We start from the raw sequence: 21,420 nt of genomic DNA on the forward strand, positions 1-21,420 counted from the left end.
ATATTTTTCGGTATGCCGAAAATCGCCTTTCGCTCCCGGCGAATCCTCGCAGCCCTACTGGTCTTGCCTCTCGCCCTCTCTGCATGCGGTGTCGTCGACGCGAACTCGTCGGACGATGACCGCCCACTGGTGGCCACGACGTTCACGATCCTCGCGGACATCACCGAGCGAATCGCCGGAGACCGTGCGGCCGTCGAGTCCATCACCCAGGTGGGCGCCGACATTCACCAGTACGAACCCACCACAGGCGACCTCAGGCGGGTCGCGGGCGCCGACCTTCTCATCTCCAATGGCCTCGGCGTCGACGACTGGCTCAGCCGCTTCTTCCAGTCCGGCGCCGCTCACGCGGTTGCCGCGGAGGGCGTGGAGCCACTGCCCATCGTGTCCGGTGAGTACGTGGGCAAGCCCAATCCCCACGCCTGGATCTCACCGCGTGAGGGTAAGACCTACGTCCGCAACATCACCGCCGCACTGACCGAGATGGACCCGGAGGGCGCCGACGAGTTCGCCCGACGGGCAGCGGAATACGACGACGAACTCGACGCGATCCTCGAGCGGGCCGAAAGTTCCATCGCCTCATTGCCCGCCGATTTCCGCTCGCTGGTGACCTGCGAGGGAGCGTTCTCCTATCTCGCGCGCGACGTCGGACTCGAAGAACACTTCATGTGGGCCGTGAATACCGAGGCGCAGGGAACACCCCAACAGGTGGCTGCGCTCATCGACGCAGTTGGTGATCAGGAGATCCCGGCGGTGTTCTGCGAGTCGACAGTCTCCGACACTGCTATGCGACAGGTGGCGCGTACCACCGGCGCGGAGTTCGGAGGGACCCTCTACGTGGACTCGCTGTCGGATGCCGGCGGCGACGTGCCCACCTACATCGCCTTGCTCGAGCACGACATCGATCTGATCACGAAGGGACTGACCCGATCATGAGCGACCGGAATAACTTCGCCGTCGACGTCTCCGACCTCACAGTCGACCGAGGGCAGGTCCGCGCCCTCGCCGACGTGTCGATACAGATACCTACCGGGACGGTGACGGTTCTCCTCGGCCCGAACGGCTCCGGTAAGTCGACCCTCCTTCTAGCTCTGCTCGGTTTGGTCAAACCGGTACGCGGACACATCCGAGTACTTGACCAGCCCATTCGCGACGCTCTGCGCTCCGGCCGGGTCGCCACGGTGGGTCAGGCGGACGGCATCGACGAGGGCTTCCCGGTGACCGCGCGCGATGTGGTCATGCAGGGACGCAGGCCGTTCACTGGACTATGGCGGAGACCATCCCGCTCGGACCGCGAGGCAGTCGACGGGGCGCTCGACCGGGTGGGGCTGTCCGACCTGGCCCGGCGTCGAATTGGTGAGCTCTCCGGCGGCCAACGTCGCCGGGTACTGCTGGCGCGGTGCCTTGCCCAGGAAGCCGACCTACTTCTGCTCGACGAGCCGTTCAGCGGCATGGACGCCGGAAGTGAAGGCGTCTACCTGGACGTGCTCCGCGAATTGGCGGCCGAGGGCCGGACGGCGCTGGTCTCGACCCACCACCTCGACACTGTCGACCGACTGGCTGATTCCGTCGCGCTCCTGGACGGCCGACTGGTCGCTCACGGGTCTGTTGCCGAAACCACCACTCCGGAGATGCTGGCCACGCTGCTCGGCGCGCGCCATCCTGACCCGGCGCCGTCTGACCCGACGACGTCACCGAACCGCATCGACCAGTCCCACGAGGTGTTCACATGATCGACTTCTTGCTCGAGCCGATGGTGTACGACTTCATGCGGCGCGCGATGATCGTGGTGGTCGCCGCCAGCGTCGCCGGAGCATTGCTGAGTTGCTGGCTCGTCCACATGGGCTGGGCGCTCATGGGCGACGCGGTCTCCCATGCCGTCCTGCCGGGCGTCGCCATCGCCTCCATGGTGGGCATGCCGTTCGCCATCGGTGCCCTCCTGGCCGCGTTGATCGCGGTCGGGCTGATCGGTGCCGTCCGCGCTGGCGGGACCGTTCGTGAGGACGCGGCAATGGGAATTGTGTTCACCGCGCTGTTCTCCATAGGACTCGTACTCATCTCGCGCTTCCCCAGCCAGCAGGACCTACACACGATCTTGTTCGGCAGCCTGCTCGGCGTTGGCGATGAACAACTCGTCCAGGTCGTCATCGTCGCGACCTTCACCGTGGTGGTCTTGCTGACGTTCCGCCGGGACCTCGTCCTCCTGGCGTTCGACAAACTGCACGCCCATACCCTGGGGCTGCGGACGAAAGTGTTGACCGGTGTCCTGTTGGTCACGCTCGCAACCGCCACCGTCGCCGGCGTCCAGTCCGTGGGGGTGATCCTCGTGGTGGCGACTCTCATCATTCCGGGCGCCACCGCGCAGTTGCTCACCAACACCATGCGCTCGTTGATGGTCGTCGCAGTCGTGGTGGCCCTGATCGGCGGCATCACCGGCGTGTACGTCGCCTACTACGCTGACCTGCCCCCCGGACCGATGGTGGTGATCGTTCAGGCGACCCTGTTCACGGTGGCTCAACTGTTCGCGCCTCAGCGGGGGATCGTGACGCGTGCCGTGACCGGCCGGCGGTCGCGGCGGGCTGGAACACTGGCGGCATGAGCGATGTGGCCACTGTGCGACTAACCGATCTCACGCCGACCATGCAGGCCTATCTGATGGCGGTTCACTCCCTTGGCTCCGGTGGGGACCCGGTGACCTCCGGCGCCCTGGCAGAGCGGCTCGGGGCCTCGCCCTCAACCGTCACCGAGGGGGTCCGCAAGATGGTGGCCCTGGGGCTAGCGGATCATCGCCCGTACGCGCCGGTCACGCTCACCGACGTCGGTCGATCACTGGCGGTGGCCATGGTCCGCCGGCACCGGATCCTCGAGACGTTTCTGGCCAGGTGCCTGGACTACTCCTGGGACGAGGTACACGCCGAGGCCGACGCCCTCGAACATGTGGTCTCGGACCGGTTCGTTGACGCTCTCGACAGCTTTCTCGATCACCCTCGGCGTGACCCACACGGCGACCCCATCCCCACCCGTGACGGTCGTGTCGATCCTGTCGGCGACCTGCCTCTCGACGAGGCCCCTGAAGGCGCTACAGGTGTTGTGACACGGGTGTCGGACCGTGACAACACCGTCCTGCGTCACCTCGCCGAGATCGGTCTGCGGCCGGACTCTGAGGTGGCCGTCGTCTCGCGGCAGGTGGAGCTCGGCGTCATCTCCGTCGAGTTGCGGGGCCGCGAGGTGCAGGTGGGCACACCCGTAGCGGCAGCGGTGCGGATACGCGTACACGACGACGATCGCGCGAACGGCCGCGATTAACGCAGCCACCTCCACCTTGTCATCGTGGCATGTATCGGCGTACCCGACATCTTCGGCAGGTCATCGGAAGTCCCGGCTGCGGCCGATGGCCATACCCAGGTGGAGGCGTTCGATCTTGTCCGCCACCACGCTGACCGCGCCCGAGCGGTTCTCCACGGTCCCGCGAACGATGAGCGCCGGAGATGCGGAGACGATCGGCCGATAACGCGCCCATAGCCCCACCGAGCACACGACGTTGGTCATCCCCGTCTCGTCCTCGAGGCTGAGGAAGGTCACGCCCTCTGCGGTGGCGGGGCGCTGCCGGTGGGTGACGGCGCCGGCGACCTCGACGCGACTGCCGTCCGGGACATGGGCGAGTCCGGCGGTCGTGCACACGCCGCGGGAGTCGAGCCACGGGCGGGCGTGAACGGTCGGGTAGTCCTCCGGGCTGATCCCGGTGGCGGCGAGGTCCGCGGAGGTGAGTTCGAGGATGCTCATCCCGGGCAGGGCCGGGGCGTCGACCTGGCTGAGCCCGGGCAGCATCCCGGGCTTCTCGCGCGCCGCGGTGGCCGCTGACCACAGCGCAGCCCGCCTGCCCCCCGTGCCGAGTGAGTCAAGAGCCCCGGCGGTAGCGAGTGCCTCCATCTGCCGGACGGACAGGCCGGTGCGCCCCGCGAGGTCGGCTGCGGAGGTGTAGGGGCCGTGGGTGTCACGTTCGTCGGCGATCGCGGTGGCCAGATCCGCGCCGATCGCCCGCACCGACTCCAGTCCGAGCCGCACTTCGCTGCCCTGGTTCTCGCAGTTCGCACCGCCGAGTGAGCGGTTCACGCACGGACGGTGCACCAGGACACCGTGCCGTCGGGCATCGGCCACCAGTGACTGCGGCGAATAGAACCCCATCGGCTGACTACGCAGCAGCGCCGCGCAGAAGATCGCCGGGTGGTGGCACTTGAACCATGCGGAGTAGTAGACGATCGCGGCAAAGGACTGGGAGTGGCTCTCGGGGAATCCGTAGTTGGCGAAGGCGCACATCTTCTCCCAGATCCGCTCCCCCACCTCCTGCCCGGTGACAGGCGTCCCGGGCGGGTCGGTGCCGATGCCGTGTAACTCGCGCATCCCGTCAAAGAACCGTTCCTGCAGTCGGGCCATCCGCTCGGGCGACCGCTTGGCCCCCATCGCGCGGCGCAACTGGTCGGCTTCCGCCCCGGTGAAGCCCGCGATGACGGTCGCGATCTGCATGAGCTGTTCCTGGAACAGCGGGATCCCCAGCGTCCGGCCCAGCACCGATTCGAGCGCGGGATGGTCGAATACCGCCTTCTCCCGCCCGTTGCGCCGACGGATGTAGGGGTGCACGGAGCCGCCCTGGATGGGGCCGGGGCGGATGAGCGCCACCTCCACCACCAGGTCGTAGAACGTCCTCGGCCGGAGCCGGGGCAGCGTGGCCATCTGTGCTCGGGACTCCACCTGGAACACGCCCACCGAATCGCCGCGGCACAACATCTCGTAGACCTCGGGGTCCGCGAGGTCCAGCTGGGCCAAGTCCACCTCGAGATCCTTGTGTTCTGACGCGAGATCGATGGCGTGGTGCAGCGCGGTGAGCATGCCCAGTCCCAGCATGTCGAACTTGACCAGGCCGACCGCCGCGCAGTCGTCCTTGTCCCACTGCAGGACCGTCCGGCCCGGCATCCGCGCCCACTCGACGGGCACCACGTCAGCCACAGGGCGGTCGCAGATCACCATGCCACCCGAGTGGATCCCCAGGTGGCGGGGCAGTCCGACGAGCTGCCGCGCCAGTGCGAGAACATCGGGCGGGACGGTGTGCTCGGTGGATTCCCGCTCGTGGTTCTTCAGACCCGACCACCGGTCGACGCTCTTGGACCACGCGTCCTGTTGCCCCGGCGAGTAGCCCAGGGCACGAGCCACGTCCCGCACCGCCGAGCGCCCGCGGTAGGTGATGACGTTGGCCACCTGGGCGGCGTGGTCCCGCCCGTACCGGGTGTAGACGTACTGGATGGCCTCCTCGCGGCGACCGGACTCGATGTCCACGTCGATGTCGGGTGGACCGTCGCGTTCCGGTGCCAGGAATCGTTCGAACAGTAGCTGGGCGCGCACGGGGTCGACGTTGGTGATCCCCAGCGAATAGCAGACCGCCGAGTTGGCGGCGGAGCCACGACCCTGGCAGAGGATGCCCTCGCGGCGACAGAACTCGACGATGTCGTGGACGACGAGGAAGTACCCGGGAAAGCCCAGCTCGGCGATCACCTTCAGCTCGCGGTCGATCTGTGCGTACGCTTCCGGCGCCTTCTCGCGCGGCCCGTAGCGCCGGGCAGCGCCCGCATAGGCGAGCTCGGCGAGCATGGTGTCCTCGGTGTGCCCCTCCGGGACGTCGAATGGCGGCAGCTGGGGGGCGATGAGCCGGAGGTCGAACGCGCACTCCCTGCCGAGCCTGTCAGCCCCGGTGACGGCGCCGGGCCAGCGGTCGAACAGCTCTGACATCTCCTCACCGGAGCGCAGGTGCGCCCCGCCCGCCGCGGGTAGGTGCGCTGCATGGGTCTCCAGCGCGTCACGCGCCCCGAGCGCCGCCATGACCGAGGCCAGTCGCGCATCCTCGGGTCCCGCGCAGTGGGCGGCGGTGGTCGCTACGAGCGGCAGTCCCGTCTGTGCGGCGAGACCGGCCAGCGCGTCGCACCGTTCCGTGTCCTCGGGCACCCCGTGACAGGTGAGTTCCACAACCACTCTGTCCTGACCGAACAGCTCGACGAGCTCATCCAGAGCCGTACGAGCGGCTGCGATGTCGAAATCGGCCGCCCCCGTACCGTCGCGCTCCAGGGCCCTACGGACCCGGCCACGGCGGCAACCGGTGAGCACATACCAGTGACCGCCAGCCGCCTCCGCGAGCTCGGCGATCTCATACCGGGGCTCGCCCTTGGCCCCGCCCCGCAGGTGAGCACGGGCGATCGCCCGCGACAATCTTCGGTAGCCTTCCGCGCCCCGAGCCAGGACCAACAGGTGCTCGCCGCCCGGTAGCGAGAGTTCCGCCCCGAACACCGTGGCCAGGCCCAGCTCGGAGGCGGCCTCGGCGAAGCGCACGACTCCGTACAACCCGTCGTGGTCGGTGATCGCGAGCGCTGTGAGTCCTAATTCCGCCGCGGTCTCGGCCATGACCTCGGGAGAGGAGGCTCCGTCGAGGAAGCTGAAGGCGGTGTGGGCGTGCAGTTCCGCGTATGGCACGCGTCCCTGGGTACGCGGCAGCGGAGGGGGCGTGTATTCGCCACGCTTACGCGACCAGGCGGGGGCGTCGCTGCCGTCGCCGGGGTGCTGGTCCTGCGACCCACGCGGATCGGGCCGTCCGGAGAGCACCCGTTCGAGTTCTGACCACGTCTTCGGTCCGTGGTACCAGTTCACCGGTGCTCACCCGCCCGGTGCCCGCAGATCTGCTCAGAGCAGGGTGAGGGACTCCACGACCCACGCCGAGGCCTCGCCGGCGGGCTTGCGGCAACTCTGCTTGCGTGGCGGTAGTGGTCGCTTACCCGCCTCGACACGCCAGGCGCGCCCGTCGGTGTGTCGGACGACGGCCACGAGCGGGTCATCCGGGTCGATGTCGACCACGAGGTCGTCGATCCCCGCCTCCACGCCGGACTCACGGACGGCGACCTCCGCCACCTGACCGGCCGGCGGCCATGTGCTGCGACCCCGCAGTCCCTCGGTGACGACCCGACCATCCAATTCGGCCTCGACAATGCGGGCCGCGAGGTCCGTATCCGCAGGCCCGTAGGTGTAACCGGTGCCGGGCAGCAGTAGAACCGGGGCGAAGCGGTGCCCGCCGGTGTGGGAGCACTCCCACACCGCGGCGTCCGGGTCGAGCGCGGACAAGCGAGCACCGACCAACTCGTCCAACCCGGCAGCGACAGGGCGCCCACGAAGCGCGCAGCACTGGTCCCGCTTGGCGTGGGTACACACCAGCGGGACCGGCGCCGCGACCTCGCGGGTGCCTTCCACATGCGCACCGGGTGAAAGGTCCAATTCGAGCATGTCTGCAGGATGGTCGACGCGGCCGACGCGGATACTCCGTCGGCCGGGCCTGGTGTCGCACAGGTAGAAACGGTGACGGTCGATGCGTTGTCCCTCGCGTCCGGGGCGCCGAATGAAGAGCATCCGGGATCCGCTGGCCGCGACATGCTCCTTGAGTTGCCCGGATAGCTCTTCGCCCAGCGCTTCGCCGTCGAAGATGTCGCGTCCCCAGCGTGCGGGCAACTCCAGCAGGACCCACGATTGCTCGTGAGCCGCGGTTCCGGCCGGTGGCTCGTCAGCCGACTGGAACGAACACCAGGAGGTAAGTGGGGTGGGATTGATGACTGACACGCCCCCATGGTGCCCCACCGCATGAAGTGCTGTAACTGTAGCCACCTTGTGGGACAAAAGTGACAAGAGAGACTTAAGCTGTGGGCATGCGTACCCGACATCGCCGCCTCATCGCGGCCGCCGCCCTGACCGCCACCGCGTCCCTGGCCATCACGGGTTGTGGGACCGGCACCTCGACTGACGACCCGACCACGAGTCAGGCGACTACTGCGGAATCCTCGCCGGCAGCCCTGGCGCAGGCCCTGTCGCCGGAAGAGACCGAGGCCGCCGATCCCAGTGCCAGCCCGACGGACTCCGCCCCTAAGCGCGAGGAGCCGAGCCCCACCTCCGAGCGCGCCGAACTGGTCGTGTCCGAGATCCGCATGGGCGACTTCCGGGGCCGGGACCGCGTGGTCTTTGAGCTCGACGGCCGCGGCACCCCGAGTTACTCCGTGGACTACGTGGACCCCCCCACCCAACAGGGCAGCGGCTTCCCTGTCGATGTGCCCGGCGACTCGTTCCTGCAGGTGATGATCGGCGGCCAGATCATTCCCCCCGAGACCGACATGAAGGAAGTGCCCGTGGGCACGGTGGCCGGGGACGGCGCGACCGGGGTGGCCGGGGTGGCGTTCAACGGGCAGTTCGAGGGCCAGGCTCAGTCCGTGATCGGACTCAAGGGCTCCGATCGCCCCTTCTCCGCTTTTCTGCTGCAGAACCCGACCCGCGTGGTGGTGGATATCGAGCGCTGAACCCGCACGGCTCATTCGTAGACCCCTTCGACAGTCCAGCGCCCCGACTCGTCCCCGAGCGCACCGCAGAGCAACAACGCCGCCGCACGCTCGGGGAGGACCTGCATGCGGGCCCGGGGCCTACGGGGTTCACCGCCGGGCGCGGGCTCCCACCAGGCCTCGTCGATCGGCCACGGACGCGACCATCCGAGCAGCGCACACCTGCGCCCGCCCACCTCGATCGCGGCTGGCCGCCCACCGAGCAGGCCCCGCGGTGTGACCCCGACCGCCTCCCCGGTCGCGCTGCGCAGTAGGACCCCCCCGACGAGAGGCACCCGCGCCGCTACAGTGGCTCCCGGGTCGCCGCTCTCGCGGATCTCCAGCCGGTAGCCCGGGCCCGGCCAGACCACCGAGGGCGACGGCGCGGGCAGGGCTCCCGGCCACGGCCCCCGGGAAGCAGGCTCTGCTGGGGCGTCGCCGTACGGCAGAGACCGCACTCGCTCGGCCGGGCCGCGGCCGCCCACCTGCACCGGCACACGAACCGCCTCGGGTCCGAGCAGCCCCTGAACCCGCACCAGCGCGCGATGCACACGGGCCTCCGCGAGCCCGGCCTCTCCCCACAGCCCCTCCTGGACATGGCCGGCGGCGACGACCTCCACCGGTTCCAGGATCAGTGCGGTGACCGCTCCCCCGGCCCCGCCGGCGATCGCGGTGCCGGTGAGCCAACCCTCGAGTTGCCAGCGGAGCCGATCGGCCGTGCCCTCCGGAGTGAGCGGCGACGAGCATCGCCAAACCCGGTTGACCTCCGTACCGCCCTCGACCCGGGCGGTGATCGACAGCCGAAGGCACGAGACCCCGGCGGCGGCGAGCACAGCGTGCAACTTTCCAGCCAGTCGCCGGCCGAGGAAGGCTGCCTCATCGACCCGCTCCAGGGGCGGGTCACACTGGTGCTCGACCGCAGAGCCCGTGGGCACCGCGGATACCGAGGGCGGACGCCACGGAACAGCGCAGGCGATGCGGTGAGCCACCGCACCGGCCTCCCCGAATCGGGTGGCCACATCACGTGGCGGGAGCGCGGCGAAGTCCCCAAGCGTCCGCACCCCGAGCCGATGCAACAGCCCCACCAGTTCGGAGAGCACCTCGGGGTCTCCCAGAGCGGGCTCCATCACCAGAGCGCCCACTGGCAGCCGGGCCAGGTAATCGGCGTCCCCACCCGGCTCCAGCAGGGCCGAGCCACGAGCGCCGAGCACCGCCGTGGGCAGCTCGTCCGCGAGCCCCACCTGACACTCCACACCGGCGGCAGCCACCGAGTCCACGACCCGGGTGACGACCTGCTCGACCCCTCCATGAAAGCGCAGGGCACCGGCCGCGGAGAACACGAACAGCCCCGGACGCAGAACCTCGATGCCCGGGACCACGGCGTCGAGCGCCTGCACCACCGGTTCGAACCAGGCGGCATCGCGGGCCGAATCTGCCGCGACCACCACGAGCTCCGGGCATCGAAACTGCGCTTCACGTCGGCGCAGTCCGCGCCGCACCCCGACCGCCCGGGCGACGGCGTTGCACGCGAGCACCCCGCGAGGACCCACGACGGCCAACGGCAGGTGCAGTCCGTGCCCCTCAGCCCGAGCCGCCGCGACCGTCGGCCAGTCCGGGCACCACACCGCCATGACCCGAGAACTCATCCCGCCGCCACCCATTCCGCGGTCCGGGTGGATGCAGCCCGGCCGGAGCTGCGCACCACGGTGGAAACCGAGGCGAGCCGGCCCGCGCCCGCGCCCAGCCCGCCGTAGCGGCAGTGCCGACCCGCCAGTGTCAGCTCCGCCCCGGGCCAACCAGCACCCACAAGCAGCACCGCCCCAGCAGCCCGCACCCGGCCGGCGAGCACGCGAGCCCGAGACGGTGCTACGGCCGCGACACCGGGCCCGAGCAGGACCAGATCCAGCCCGTCGAGCAGCACGGACACCACCGCCGCAGGGTCCGGCCCGGGGTCCGGGACCAGCGCTAGAAAATCCAACCGGCCACCCTGTTCGGCCACTGCCGCCACCCCGAGCTCCGGCCATCCGACCACCGCACACCTCGCACCGGCCGCCGTGGCCGCGGCGAGCAGACCGACACGGAGGGTCGCACTGCCGGACACCGCCGTGACATGACCTGCGGGCAGCACCCCGCCCGGCAGGAGGTGGGCCACGGAGCCGGGCACGGCCGCCCCGGGCACGACCGCCGCGGGTGCCGGCGCCGGGGCGGAGTCCGAGACCGGGGCCGGGACGCAGACAGACGTGGCGGGCACCGTAGCCTCAGCGGGCCCCACGGGCGCGGAGGCGAGGGGAACTTCCGACTCTGCACGAACACCCCGGGCGGCCACCGCTGGCGCTACCGAACGTTCGGCCGCGGGCGCGCCCCCACCCGGCATCGCGGCCAGGCGCCGCCGCAACTCCGCGACGCGCGCGTCCGTATCGAGACCAGACAGATCGGCGACAGAAGCAGCACCTTTTACCATCACCAGAACCTCCCGTCAGCGCGACACTCCGTCACATGCATTAATCGAACTATTTTTCGACCACGGGAACAGTGAACACCACGGGTACGACACCGCGCAAGAACACCTGTTCGAGACGGGCGGTCCTCGTCGTCGTCACCCCTGGTCGGCCCGGACCGCCTACCCTCGGTGACCATGAGAGCTTCCGTCGGGAACCGCATCGTGCTCATCGGCGCCGGGGACGTGGGCGTCGCCTACGCCTATGCCCTCGTCAACCAGGGTCTGGCGGACCACCTGGCCATCATCGACACCGACCGCGACAAACTCGTCGGCGAGGTCATGGACCTCAACCACGGAGTCGTGTGGGCGCCCTCCCCCACCCTCGTCACCGAGGGCACCTACGCCGACTGCACCGACGCCACCATGGTGGTGATCTGCGCAGGCACCGCCCAGAAACCCGGCGAGACCCGACTCGAGCTGGTGGGGAAAAACATGGCACTGTTCGAGAAGATCGTCGGAGACGTCATGGCCACCGACTTCGACGGCATCCTCCTGGTGGCCACCAACCCCGTCGATATCCTCACCCAGGCCTCATGGCGCTACTCAGGGCTGCCCGCCGCGCAGGTCATCGGCTCCGGCACCATCCTCGACTCGGCACGCTTCCGGTTCATGCTGGGCCAGCACTACGACGTCGCCCCGATGAGCGTGCACGCCCTGATCATCGGCGAGCACGGCGACACCGAGCTGCCGGTCTTCTCCTCTGCCAACGTCTCCGGGGTCCCGCTACGTCGGGATCTGGACGGCGAGCCCGCCAAACGTGAGCGGCTCTCTCAGATCTTCGACGAGACCCGGGACGCCGCCTACCGGATCATCGACTCCAAGGGGTCCACCAGCTACGGCATCGGCATGGGACTGGCCAGAATTACCCGGGCGGTGCTGCGGAACGAGCAGGTCTCGTTGCCCGTGTCCACACTGCTGCGCGGCGAATACGGCGAGGACGGGATCTTCATCGGGGTGCCCGCGGTGATCGGGCGGACCGGGGTACAGAGGGTGGTGGAGCTCGAACTCGACACCACCGAGCGGGAACAGTTCGCCCGCAGCGCGAGTGCGCTGCGGGCGGTGGCCGAACAGTTCGGGATATAGCGCGGAGGTCAGCGACTCGGCGGGTCGCTGGCGGGGAAGGACTCGACTCCCCACTCGTCCGCGATCTCATCCTCGTGGTCGTGACTGGCCTTGGCTGCGAGGTCTGCGGCCAACGGGTCGCCCTCGCGGTCAGAATTCTGCGGAATGGTCATCGTGCATCGATCTCCTTCCACCACATGAGCGATGCGGCGCGACTAACATTACTCTCCCCCGCAACCCCTTCTACTGTCCTACACCCTCGCAATACCACTACAAATACAGAGGGATGCCATGCACACCACCCACTACGCCCACACCCTGATCCTGCCCGCACCCGACACCAGGGCAGAGTCCGCCCTCGCCCCTCCGGCGGGCAAGGGAACGGTCGCCGAACTGCAGTACGCGCGCCTGGCCGGCAACGACTACACGTGGACGAGCGACGACCTCCTCTTCGACGTGCACTGCCAACGTAAGGGCATACCAGACGCCGATCGCCCGGCGGCACGCGAGCGGTTCTTCTCGACCGGTCAGCCGTGCCTGCGCACCTCTCCGCTGGCCAAGACCTACGGCTGGGCGTTGCACTTCGACTCCGACGGGCGCATCGCGCTACTGCCCATGGGTTCCGAGCGCCTGTCCGAACTACAGCGCGACCCGGCCGTGACGGTCAGGCCCGCCATGAAGAGTTCCCGCTAGTAATCCGGCTCGAGATCCGGCAGCAGGCGCAACCACTCGAGCACCGGGCTGGACACCACCCGCGCGAACTGTGCGTACCCGTCGGGCCCGGGGTGCGCTCCGTCTCCGGCGATGACCTCGCGTACCCAGGCCCCGCCTGCCATCAGCACGTCGAAGGTCGGCACGAACGGCACCCCGGACTCGGCGCACACCTGCGCCATCGCCTTTGAACGAACGGCGATCCGCTCATTGACCTCGTCCCACGCGACCGGCGGCGGCCCCACCACGAGGAACTGTCCCTGCGGTGTCCGTTCGATCATCCCGCGCAGTGCCCGGGCCGTGCCCGCCTCGTCGACGCGTATCTCGCCCTCGTGCTCTATGGCGTCGTTGACGCCGAACTGCGCGATCACCGCGGTGGTGGGGAACGCGGCCCGTCGGCGGTCGACCTCGTCCCAGCGGTCCAGGATCATCTCCGAGGTGTCCCCGCCGACCCCGGCGACCGCGGCCTGGATCTGCAACCCGACCCCGAGCCCCGCCTCGACCAGATGGGCGGTCCACCCGCGACCTGTCTCGTCGCCGTAGCCGGCCACCAACGAGTCGCCGATGATGCAGACGGGCAGGTCGCGGGGTTCACTCACGACCTCACCGTAGTTGCCTCGGGCCGAGCGTGAAGGCCGATCCCGACGAAGAGGCTGATCAGTCCAGATGCCGGGACTGCGCCCAGCGGGTGAGCGCGTGGCGGTTGGACTGCTGAGTTTTGCGCAGGACGTTGGAGGCGTGGGTCTCCACGGTCTTGACCGAGATGAACAACTTCTCGGCGATTTCCTTATAGGTGTACCCGCGGGCCAGCAGTCGCAACACCTCCTTCTCGCGCGGGGTGAGCGAGTCGACCTCGGGGTCGTGGACGGGCTCGCCACGCTCCGCGGGGCCGGGGGCGGCACGCGCGAACGCGTCCAGCACGAATCCGGCCAGTCGCGGAGAGAACACGGCGTCCCCGTCGGCCACTCGGCGTACCGCGTCGGCCAGGTCCTCGCCGGTGATGGTCTTGGTGACGTAGCCGCGGGCACCGGCCCGGATCACCGCGATCACGTCCTCAGCCGCGTCGGACACACTCAGCGCGAGAAAGGTCGGCTCCGGGGCGCGGGCGGGATCCACGACACCGCCCGGGTCGGCCCTCAGCACCGAGCGCAGCACGGCCACGCCACCACCATCCGGCATGTGCACATCGAGCAGCACCACGTCGGGACGCACCCGGCCGATGCCTGACACCGCATCCGCGACCGACCCCGCCTCGCCGACGATCTCGATCGCCGATTGTCCGGCGAGTTCAGCCCGGACCCCGCTGCGGAACACCGCGTGGTCGTCGACGAGGAAGACCCGGCACGTCCCGTCGTCCCCCTCCGGCCTGTCCTGCGGCCCGTTCGTCATTCGCCCTCCAGCGGCATCTCGATCCCGATCTCCGTCCCGCGGCCGAGCGTACTGCGCACGCCCACCGTCCCACCTCGACTCTCCACACGGTGGCGGATCGACCGCGCCAACCCGTGGCGGTCCTCGTCGACGGCGTCGAGATCGAAGCCGCAGCCGCGGTCGCGGACGAACGCGCTGAGCGTGCGTCCGTCGTTCTCCACAAACACGTCGGCGGTCTCGACGCCAGCGTGTTTAGCGACGTTGACCAGGGCCTCCCTGACTGCACCCAGGACGGCCTCCTCGGCATCGCCCACCGGTCCGTCCCCGCCCACCACGACCTGGTCCACCCGCAGGCCGTAGTCATCCTCGACGTCGGCGACCATCACCTCGACAGCCCCTGCGACGGTCGCCGCGCCCGAGGACATCCGGGAGCCCGCGCCGAACAGCCACTGCCGCAACTCTCGCTCCTGCCGGCGGGCCAGACGCGACACCTGGCCCGGGTCCTCGGACCGCTTCTGGATGAGTGCCAGCGTCTGCAGGACGGAATCGTGCAGGTGCGAGGCGATGTTGGAGCGTTCGGTCTCACGAACTCGAGCCGCGCGCTCCTCCTCGAGCGACCGCCACAGTCGCAACCCCACCGGCACGCTGAGCAGTCCCACGCCGACGAGGGTGGCCACAACCGCGAGGAGGGACGACCGTAGTGCGGCGAGCTCGACCTGACCGAGCACGACGACCGCGAGACCGATGACGACGAGGGTGGCCCCCGCCGTAACCCTGGCCCAGCCGAAGACCGAACGCGGGGCGACTCGTCCCCCACCGTCGTACTGCTGCCAGACGAGCACGACACCGACCGCCACGACCAGGACCGGGACCAGGACGTGCAGGCCGGTGGCCGTCGCGGCCATGATCGACGTCATTGCCCCCACCACGGCCAGCGCCAGTAGCGCCAGCCCCCGCCGTCGCACACCCACGTCCGCGGTCGCGACACCCGACCGCGACGGCACGGCTGGGGACTGTGCAGCGGGCACCAAAGCCCACAGGATCGTATAGAGCACCACTCCGGCGCCGGAGAGTGAGGCCAGGACGACGAACGCGATGCGGACGAGGGTCACCCGCACCCCGAGGTGCTCCGCCACGCCTGCACACACGCCGCCGAGCACCGCCGCCCGTCCGGTACGGCGCGACAATTCCGGATACCACCCGAAGACCGGGGGCCTCGCTACCCCGGGAGGAGTCGACGACCACGTCGCCCCCACTGCGGGCACCGGGCCGGACGCAGCGTCAGCAGGAGGTTCGTCTGTCATCCACTCAGACTCTCAGATCGCAGGACCGTCGGCATCGGGATGTTCCCGGGGAATCTCCGGGTGACCCCCTAGGGGCGATCTCGATGCCCGTCCGCCGACGAGCGGCCCGGGTCCGCGGAACCGTCGCCGATCGAGCGGATGTCGTAGACAACGCTCGCGGGAGCGATCCCCGCCTCCCGGAGTCCCGCCACTAGGTCCCGCGAGACCGCGTCCTTGACGGCCCGCCCACCGTGACTGCCGACGACGAACCGAACGGTCACCAGGATCCAATCCTCTTCAAGGGAGGCGAAGACCTGCGGTCCGAACTCGCGGACATCGACCGCATACACGCGGCTCATCCTGCGCATGCTCACCATGGCCTGCTCGCTCAATTCCCGGGTGTGCCGATCGGCGCACGAGACGAACAACTCGTCGACGAGACGCAGGTCCACCTCGAAGGGAAGGTTGACCGAGATCTCCTCCCACAGGAACGGGAACCCCCGGGTGTAGTTGTAGACCGCCTCGTCGAAGATGACCGAGTTCGACACCGTCACCACCCGGCCGGTGAACTGCCGACTCGGAACCCAGTTACCGGCTTCGGACGCCGTCATCGACGCCGGGGCCCCCATCTCCATGACCGTCGTCCGCAGGAACCCCAACGACATGACGTCACCACGAACCCCTCCGACGGCGATCCGGTCACCGACTGCGAAGACCCTCCCTCGGAGGATGACGAAGTAGCCCGCGAGGCTCGCGATGACTTTCTGCAGCGCGAAGGCCAGTCCTGCGGTCACCAGCCCGACCCCCACCGTGAGGTCGGTGCCCGGCGTCACCCAGATCGACAGCAGCCCCAACACTGCCACGATCGCGGTGAGCAACTGCACCCCCTGCCTGGCCCAGAACCTGGAGACGGACCCCGCGGGACCGGTGATGGCCCGCATCACCGCCCGGGACGTCGAGGCGAACAGCGAGAGCACCACGAACAGCACCACGCTGAGCAACACCTTGAGGACGGTCCGGCCGCTGACCCCGACCAACGTCACCCCGAACAGACGCAGGGGCGAGTCCGAACTGAGGAATTCCACGACCGTGTCGACCATTCCGCCATCCTCCCTTCCCCGCGGCCTCAGGGGCGTAAATCAGGGTCGTCCCCTGATGTGGAGACGACGATGAGCGGCGACGATGAGTCCATGACCGAAACACAGCCCCACGGCATCCAGTCCAACCTCCGCGAGATGTGGCGGACCCGTCCCGTCCGGACCCCGGACGATTCCAAGATCGCCGGCGTCTGCGGCGGGTTCGGCCGTCGCTACGGCGTCGACCCGGTCCTATTCCGCGTCGCGTTTGTCGTCACCGCGCTGTGGGGTGGGGCGGGAGTGTTCCTCTACGCCCTGATGTGGCTGCTCCTGCGTTCCGCCGGGGACGAGGCCTCCTCGGGAGAAGCGCTCATCGGGAAAGGCCGGGCGTCGGGCTCCAAGGTCACCGCGGTGATCCTCGTCGTCGTCGTCCTCCTGTCCGCCCCCACCATCGGCGGGTCGGGAGAGTCCCTCGTCGTGGGCGTGGGGTTCCTCCTGACCGCGGCGATGCTCGCCGGCTGGTACGGCCTGTACCGACGCACCCCGCAGCCACCCGCCGGATGGATGGAGGTCTCGTCGGTGCCGCCCTCCTCTTCGTCCGGCGCCAACGCTCCCTTCAGTTCCCCGGTGCCACCCTCGTGGGACCCGCTCGGCGCCGCGCCGTTCGCGTGGGATCTGCCCGAACCCGGTGCCGCCCCCTCGCCGGTCGCACCCGCCCGGCCCCGGTCGAGATTGACCACAGTCACGCTCGGGCTGGCGCTCATCTCGGTCGCGGTCTCCATCGGTCTGTCCAGGCTGGGTGGCTTCACCTGGCTCGACGCCACGCGGATCGCCGCCCTCGCCCTCGCCGTGGTGGCCGGAGGCCTGCTCGTCGGCGCGATCACCCGCCGCGGCCACGGCCTCCTGGTGGTGGCCGGCCCCCTCGCCGGGTTCGTGCTGCTGGCCTCACTCATCCAGGTGCCCGCTGGCGGCTGGGAGAACATCGGCGAGAAGCGCGTGGAGATCACCGTCCCCGCCCAACTGGAGGCCCCGATCGTTCACGAGATCGGCACCGTGACCGTGGACATGAGCACACTCGAACTCGACCGTGACCGCACCTACCGCATCTCCAACGAGGTCGGTGACGTGCGCGTGACGCTGCCTGACGGGCTCGCCGTGGACGCGACCTGCCGGACCGAAATAGGCGACGTCGACTGTCCCGACCCGGCTGACAACCCCGTCGGCCCGGTGCTGACCCTGGACATCGCCAACGAAATGGGAAGCGTGAAGGTGACCCGATGACCACGAATATTCCGCCGACAGACGGCTACGACGACCCGCCCGCCCAGCCCGAACAGCGGCTCTACGCCCCGCTGCCGTACGGCACCGGCTTCTCCACCACGGACTTCGGTGTGGTTCCAGAGACCGCGGTCCCAAGCGTCACGGTGGAGCCGCACGAACAGCGCAGGTCCGGATCCCCGGTCCTGGCCGTTGCCGGGCTCGCCTCCCTCGCAGTGGCCGTATGGGCCATCCTCGGCGCACCAGTCATCCCGCAGATGGCCCTGCTGGCCGCCGGGCTGGTCCTGACCGTCCTCGTGGGGCTGGTCATGGTGATCCGTCGCTGACCGGGCCGTGCGCGACCAGCAAGACGCAGGTCGCCCCGGCGGCTCAGGGACCCAGTGGCTCAGGGACTCAGGGACTCAGAACAGACACCCGCGCCGCTCAGAGTCATCCTCACCCGATATATCGCGGGCGGATGATTCTGAGCGGCGCGGCTGTGGCCTGCGGCGTGCGGGCTGTGGCGTGTGGCCCCTGGCCTAGACGGGAGCCGTCACTCCCACTCGATGGTCCCCGGCGGCTTGCTGGTCACGTCCAGCACGACGCGGTTGACGTCTGGCACCTCGTTGGTGATGCGGTTTGAGATCAGCGCGAGCGTCTCGAACGGCACGCGGGTCCAGTCGGCGGTCATAGCGTCCTCGGAACTGACCGGACGCAACACGATCGGATGACCGTAGGTACGCCCGTCGCCCTGCACACCCACCGAACGCACGTCCGCCAGCAGCACCACCGGGCACTGCCACACGATCCCGTCAAGGCCCGCGGCCGTCATCTCCTCGCGCACGATCGCATCTGCCGCGCGCAGGGTGTCCAGCCGGTCCTTGGAAACGGCTCCGACGATGCGGATCGCCAGACCCGGACCCGGGAAAGGATGCCGGCCGACGATCTCCTCGGGCAGGCCGAGCTCGCGCCCCACTGCGCGGACCTCGTCCTTGAACAGCAGTCGCAGCGGTTCGACGAGAGAGAACTCGATGTCGTCCGGCAGTCCGCCCACGTTGTGGTGGCTCTTGATGTTGGCCGTACCGGCACCACCGCCGGACTCCACGACGTCCGGGTACAGGGTGCCCTGCACCAGGAAGTCCACGGAGGCGGCATCATCGCCCTGCAGCTCGAGCGCCTGGGTGACGGCTCGCTCGAAAGAGCGGATGAACTCGCGACCGATGATCTTGCGCTTGGCCTCCGGATCCGTGACCCCGGCGAGGTGGCCGAGGTAGGTCTCCGAATCGTCCAGCGTGATGAGCCGTGCGCCGGTGGCGGCCACGAAGTCGTTCTCCACCTGCTCGCGCTCGCCGGCCCGGAGCAGACCGTGATCGACGAACACACAGGTGAGCCGGTCGCCGATAGCCTTCTGGACCAGCGCCGCAGCGACGGCCGAATCCACGCCGCCGGACAGTCCGCAGATCGCACGCCCCTCGCCGATCTGCTCGCGGACGGCGTCGATGAGCTGGTCGGCGATATTAGCGGCGGTCCACGTCGGCTCGAGTCCTGCGACCTCGGTGAGGAACCGGGTGAGCACCTGCTGTCCGTGCGGCGAGTGCAGGACCTCGGGGTGGTACTGCACGCCGGCCATCCGACGCTCAACGCACTCAAAGGCCGCTACCGGCGCACCGGCGGAGGAGGCGGTGACCGCGAAGCCCTCAGGCGCGGAGGTGACGGCGTCGCCGTGACTCATCCACACCGGATGAGACCCGGGCAGCCCCGCATGCAACAAGCCACCGGACACGGTCATATCGGTGCGTCCGTACTCGCGGTTACCGGTCTGTTCGACCGCGCCGCCCAGCGCACCCGCCATCGTCTGGAAGCCGTAACAGATGCCGAACACCGGCAGTCCGAGCTCGAGCACCGCCGGATCGAAGACCGGCGCATCCTCGGCGTATACGCTGGCCGGCCCGCCGGACAGGATCAGAGCCACCGGGTCTTTGGCGCGGATCTCCTCCACCGTCGCGGTGTGCGGGATCACCTCCGAGTAGACCCGGGCCTCGCGCACCCGTCTCGCGATGAGCTGCGCGTACTGGGCACCGAAGTCGATGACGAGCACGGGGCGCGGTGCCGCCGCCTCAGCGGTGATCTGGGAGTCGTTCTGTGCGTTCTCGGCCACGGCCCCGATTCTAGGCCCCACTGCCGGTACGCCCGCCCCCGCCACCATGCGGACCGTGCGATTCTTCTCCAAGGACACTTCGGAGACCTGCCCCGTCCACGGTGCTCATGAGGGACACTTCATCGGTAGACACCCGCTGAAGAGAGGCACCCGATGGAACGAATGACGGGTCTGGACGCGAGTTTCCTATACCTGGAAACTCCGGAACAGCAGATGGTGATCAACGGCATCGTGCACCTCGATGTCTCCACCATTACCGAGGGGTACTCATTCGCACGCATGCGCAGCGGGTTGGCCCGGCGGGTCAAAGAGATCCCCCCGTTCCGTCGGAAGATCTACGACTCGCGCCTCAACCTGGGGCACCCGGCGTGGGTCGAGGACTTCGACTTTGACATCTCCACCCACGTCAAGCTGATCGAGATGGAACCGGGCTCCGACGACGACGAGTTCCTCTCCCTCTGCGGAGAGCTCGCGTCGGTGCCGTTGGACCGGGCCCACCCGTTGTGGAAGGCCTGGTTCATCGAGCGCCGCGAACCGGGCGAGAACGTCGCTGCGACCGTGTCCGTGTTCTACCGCGTACACCACTCGGTACTCGACGGCATGCTGGGCTCCGAACTGTTGTCCGCTCTCGCCGCCACTGACGCCTCGACCCCGGTGCAGGACCCGGCCCTGATCCGCACGCACGTCGGCAACCCGAACCCCGTGCAGCTCATCCTCGGCGGCGTGCGCGATCTGATCGGCCGCCCGGCCGCGTTCTTCCGGTTGCTTCCGGAGACGCTGGGAATCCCCCGGGAGATGAAGCGCGTCCGGGACCAGGTCGGGACCACTGAGTCGATGCCCGCGCCGTTCACCGCGCCCCGGACGGTGTTCAACCATGCCCTGACACCGCACCGCGCGCTCGCGACCGCGACCGTCGACCTTGCGCAGGTCAAAGAGGTGAAGACTCTCCTGGGTGGGACGGTCAACGACGTCCTGCTCACCGTGATCGGCGGGGCCGTGCGTTCCTACCTGGACATCTATGACACCGCACCGGAGAGCCCGATGGTGGCCGTCGTCCCCATGTCCATCCGAGCGGACACCCCACCGACCGGCGCCAACCAGGTCTCGGCGATGTTCGCCGCGCTGGCCACCGACGAGCTAGACCCTGTCAAGCGGTACACCAAGATCGCCGCGTTATCGCAGGTCTCCAAGAAGCAGGCCGGCAGCATCCGGCCCGCACTGCTCGAGAACTGGGGGCGGATGAGCCCGCGTTCGATACTCGATGCAGGGATGCGTGTCTACGAGTTCCTGCGTCTGGCGGACGTGCACCCGGTGATCTACAACTTCATCATCTCGAACGTGCCCGGCCCCAAGCAGCCGATCTATTTTCTGGGCGCCCAGATCACCCACATTCACCCGTTCGGTCCGCTGCTGCACGGTTCCGGTCTGTCGGTGACGAGCCTGTCCTTCGACGACCACCTCGATCTGGGAGTGATCACGTGCGAGCATCTGCTGCCCGACCCCACGGCGGTAGCCGAGCTGATCGAGGAGGAGTTCGCCGAACTCCTCTCCCGGGCCCGCGGCGCGGCACCTGCCGGCGCGGCGTGAACCCACAGATCGCACGAACCGACCAGAA

General features: G+C 69.0%; 20 protein-coding genes. 10 read left to right on the forward strand and 10 right to left on the reverse strand.

The window, feature by feature from the left end; translation table 11 throughout:
* The first annotated feature begins 12 nt into the window (after nucleotides 1-12).
* Genes ON04_RS13060 through ON04_RS13075 form a run of 4 tightly spaced genes read left to right on the forward strand, consistent with a single transcriptional unit; the run spans nucleotide 13 to nucleotide 3,303 of the window.
* Nucleotides 13-933: a metal ABC transporter substrate-binding protein gene (locus ON04_RS13060; protein ID WP_010542075.1), complete on the forward strand. Its 921-nt coding sequence runs from the start codon at nucleotides 13-15 to the stop codon at nucleotides 931-933.
* Nucleotides 930-1,730, forward strand: a complete 801-nt coding sequence (locus tag ON04_RS13065; protein ID WP_010542076.1) for a metal ABC transporter ATP-binding protein — start codon at nucleotides 930-932, stop codon at nucleotides 1,728-1,730. Before ON04_RS13060 ends, ON04_RS13065 begins: the two co-directional genes overlap by 4 nt.
* Nucleotides 1,727-2,596, forward strand: a complete 870-nt coding sequence (locus ON04_RS13070; RefSeq protein ID WP_010542077.1) for a metal ABC transporter permease — start codon at nucleotides 1,727-1,729, stop codon at nucleotides 2,594-2,596. Before ON04_RS13065 ends, ON04_RS13070 begins: the two co-directional genes overlap by 4 nt.
* Nucleotides 2,593-3,303 (forward strand): metal-dependent transcriptional regulator, encoded by a 711-nt coding sequence (locus tag ON04_RS13075; protein WP_010542078.1) that lies wholly within the window; start codon nucleotides 2,593-2,595, stop codon nucleotides 3,301-3,303. The genes ON04_RS13070 and ON04_RS13075 overlap by 4 nt, the downstream gene beginning before the upstream one ends.
* Nucleotides 3,304-3,363: 60 nt before the next feature.
* Here ON04_RS13075 and ON04_RS13080 read toward each other — a convergent pair whose 3' ends face one another.
* Nucleotides 3,364-6,687 (reverse strand): error-prone DNA polymerase, encoded by a 3,324-nt coding sequence (locus ON04_RS13080; RefSeq protein WP_010542079.1) that lies wholly within the window; start codon nucleotides 6,685-6,687, stop codon nucleotides 3,364-3,366.
* 33 nt (nucleotides 6,688-6,720) lie between these two features.
* Nucleotides 6,721-7,644, reverse strand: a complete 924-nt coding sequence (locus ON04_RS13085; RefSeq protein WP_010542080.1) for a sucrase ferredoxin — start codon at nucleotides 7,642-7,644, stop codon at nucleotides 6,721-6,723.
* An 86-nt stretch (nucleotides 7,645-7,730) separates the two neighbouring features.
* Between ON04_RS13085 and ON04_RS13090 the strand changes: the two genes are divergently transcribed.
* Nucleotides 7,731-8,372 carry an AMIN-like domain-containing (lipo)protein gene (locus tag ON04_RS13090; protein WP_010542081.1) on the forward strand — a complete coding sequence of 214 codons (642 nt, stop codon included), beginning with the start codon at nucleotides 7,731-7,733 and terminating at the stop codon, nucleotides 8,370-8,372.
* A gap of 11 nt (nucleotides 8,373-8,383) precedes the next feature.
* On the opposite strand, the gene ON04_RS13095 is transcribed toward ON04_RS13090, so the two are convergent.
* Nucleotides 8,384-10,036: a DNA polymerase Y family protein gene (locus tag ON04_RS13095; protein WP_029458413.1), complete on the reverse strand. Its 1,653-nt coding sequence runs from the start codon at nucleotides 10,034-10,036 to the stop codon at nucleotides 8,384-8,386.
* Nucleotides 10,033-10,641 carry a hypothetical protein gene (locus ON04_RS13100; RefSeq protein WP_238529327.1) on the reverse strand — a complete coding sequence of 203 codons (609 nt, stop codon included), beginning with the start codon at nucleotides 10,639-10,641 and terminating at the stop codon, nucleotides 10,033-10,035. Before ON04_RS13100 ends, ON04_RS13095 begins: the two co-directional genes overlap by 4 nt.
* Nucleotides 10,642-11,025: 384 nt before the next feature.
* Here ON04_RS13100 and ON04_RS13105 point away from each other — a divergent pair, with 384 nt between their 5' ends.
* Nucleotides 11,026-11,973 carry an L-lactate dehydrogenase gene (locus ON04_RS13105; RefSeq protein WP_010542084.1) on the forward strand — a complete coding sequence of 316 codons (948 nt, stop codon included), beginning with the start codon at nucleotides 11,026-11,028 and terminating at the stop codon, nucleotides 11,971-11,973.
* Between the two features lie 8 nt (nucleotides 11,974-11,981).
* Here ON04_RS13105 and ON04_RS16850 read toward each other — a convergent pair whose 3' ends face one another.
* Nucleotides 11,982-12,125 (reverse strand): hypothetical protein, encoded by a 144-nt coding sequence (locus ON04_RS16850; protein ID WP_193350637.1) that lies wholly within the window; start codon nucleotides 12,123-12,125, stop codon nucleotides 11,982-11,984.
* Between the two features lie 118 nt (nucleotides 12,126-12,243).
* Here ON04_RS16850 and ON04_RS13110 point away from each other — a divergent pair, with 118 nt between their 5' ends.
* Entirely contained in the window at nucleotides 12,244-12,645 is a 402-nt protein-coding gene (locus ON04_RS13110) for a DUF6157 family protein (RefSeq protein ID WP_010542085.1), read from the forward strand.
* Here ON04_RS13110 and ON04_RS13115 read toward each other — a convergent pair.
* The 4 genes from ON04_RS13115 to ON04_RS13130 all read right to left on the reverse strand — a co-directional run bounded on the left by ON04_RS13115 (nucleotide 12,642) and on the right by ON04_RS13130 (nucleotide 16,414).
* Nucleotides 12,642-13,262, reverse strand: a complete 621-nt coding sequence (locus ON04_RS13115) for an SGNH/GDSL hydrolase family protein (RefSeq protein ID WP_010542086.1) — start codon at nucleotides 13,260-13,262, stop codon at nucleotides 12,642-12,644. The genes ON04_RS13110 and ON04_RS13115 overlap by 4 nt on opposite strands.
* A gap of 58 nt (nucleotides 13,263-13,320) precedes the next feature.
* The gene (locus ON04_RS13120; RefSeq protein WP_010542087.1) at nucleotides 13,321-14,052 is read right to left on the reverse strand and encodes a LuxR C-terminal-related transcriptional regulator; all 732 of its coding nucleotides are present in this window, start codon (nucleotides 14,050-14,052) and stop codon (nucleotides 13,321-13,323) included.
* On the reverse strand, nucleotides 14,049-15,335 hold the full coding sequence (locus ON04_RS13125) for an ATP-binding protein (RefSeq protein ID WP_081477191.1): 1,287 nt from the start codon (nucleotides 15,333-15,335) through the stop codon (nucleotides 14,049-14,051). Before ON04_RS13125 ends, ON04_RS13120 begins: the two co-directional genes overlap by 4 nt.
* 68 nt (nucleotides 15,336-15,403) lie before the next feature.
* Nucleotides 15,404-16,414, reverse strand: coding sequence for a mechanosensitive ion channel family protein (locus ON04_RS13130; RefSeq protein ID WP_010542089.1), 1,011 nt, complete (start codon nucleotides 16,412-16,414; stop codon nucleotides 15,404-15,406).
* Nucleotides 16,415-16,504: 90 nt separating this feature from the next.
* Between ON04_RS13130 and ON04_RS13135 the strand changes: the two genes are divergently transcribed.
* Complete coding sequence (locus tag ON04_RS13135) at nucleotides 16,505-17,671, forward strand: PspC domain-containing protein (RefSeq protein WP_141564779.1); 1,167 nt, start codon at nucleotides 16,505-16,507, stop codon at nucleotides 17,669-17,671.
* Complete coding sequence (locus ON04_RS13140; RefSeq protein WP_010542091.1) at nucleotides 17,668-17,994, forward strand: hypothetical protein; 327 nt, start codon at nucleotides 17,668-17,670, stop codon at nucleotides 17,992-17,994. The genes ON04_RS13135 and ON04_RS13140 overlap by 4 nt, the downstream gene beginning before the upstream one ends.
* A gap of 206 nt (nucleotides 17,995-18,200) precedes the next feature.
* On the opposite strand, the gene guaA is transcribed toward ON04_RS13140, so the two are convergent.
* Nucleotides 18,201-19,775: a glutamine-hydrolyzing GMP synthase gene (gene guaA / locus ON04_RS13145; protein ID WP_029458417.1), complete on the reverse strand. Its 1,575-nt coding sequence runs from the start codon at nucleotides 19,773-19,775 to the stop codon at nucleotides 18,201-18,203.
* Nucleotides 19,776-19,958: 183 nt separating this feature from the next.
* Here guaA and ON04_RS13150 point away from each other — a divergent pair, with 183 nt between their 5' ends.
* A complete protein-coding gene (locus ON04_RS13150) occupies nucleotides 19,959-21,392 on the forward strand; it encodes a wax ester/triacylglycerol synthase family O-acyltransferase (RefSeq protein ID WP_081477192.1) in 1,434 nt (477 codons plus the stop codon).
* Nucleotides 21,393-21,420: the final 28 nt, after the last annotated feature.

This window comes from Dietzia alimentaria 72 (genome assembly GCF_000226215.1).
GTDB lineage: Bacteria > Actinomycetota > Actinomycetes > Mycobacteriales > Mycobacteriaceae > Dietzia > Dietzia alimentaria.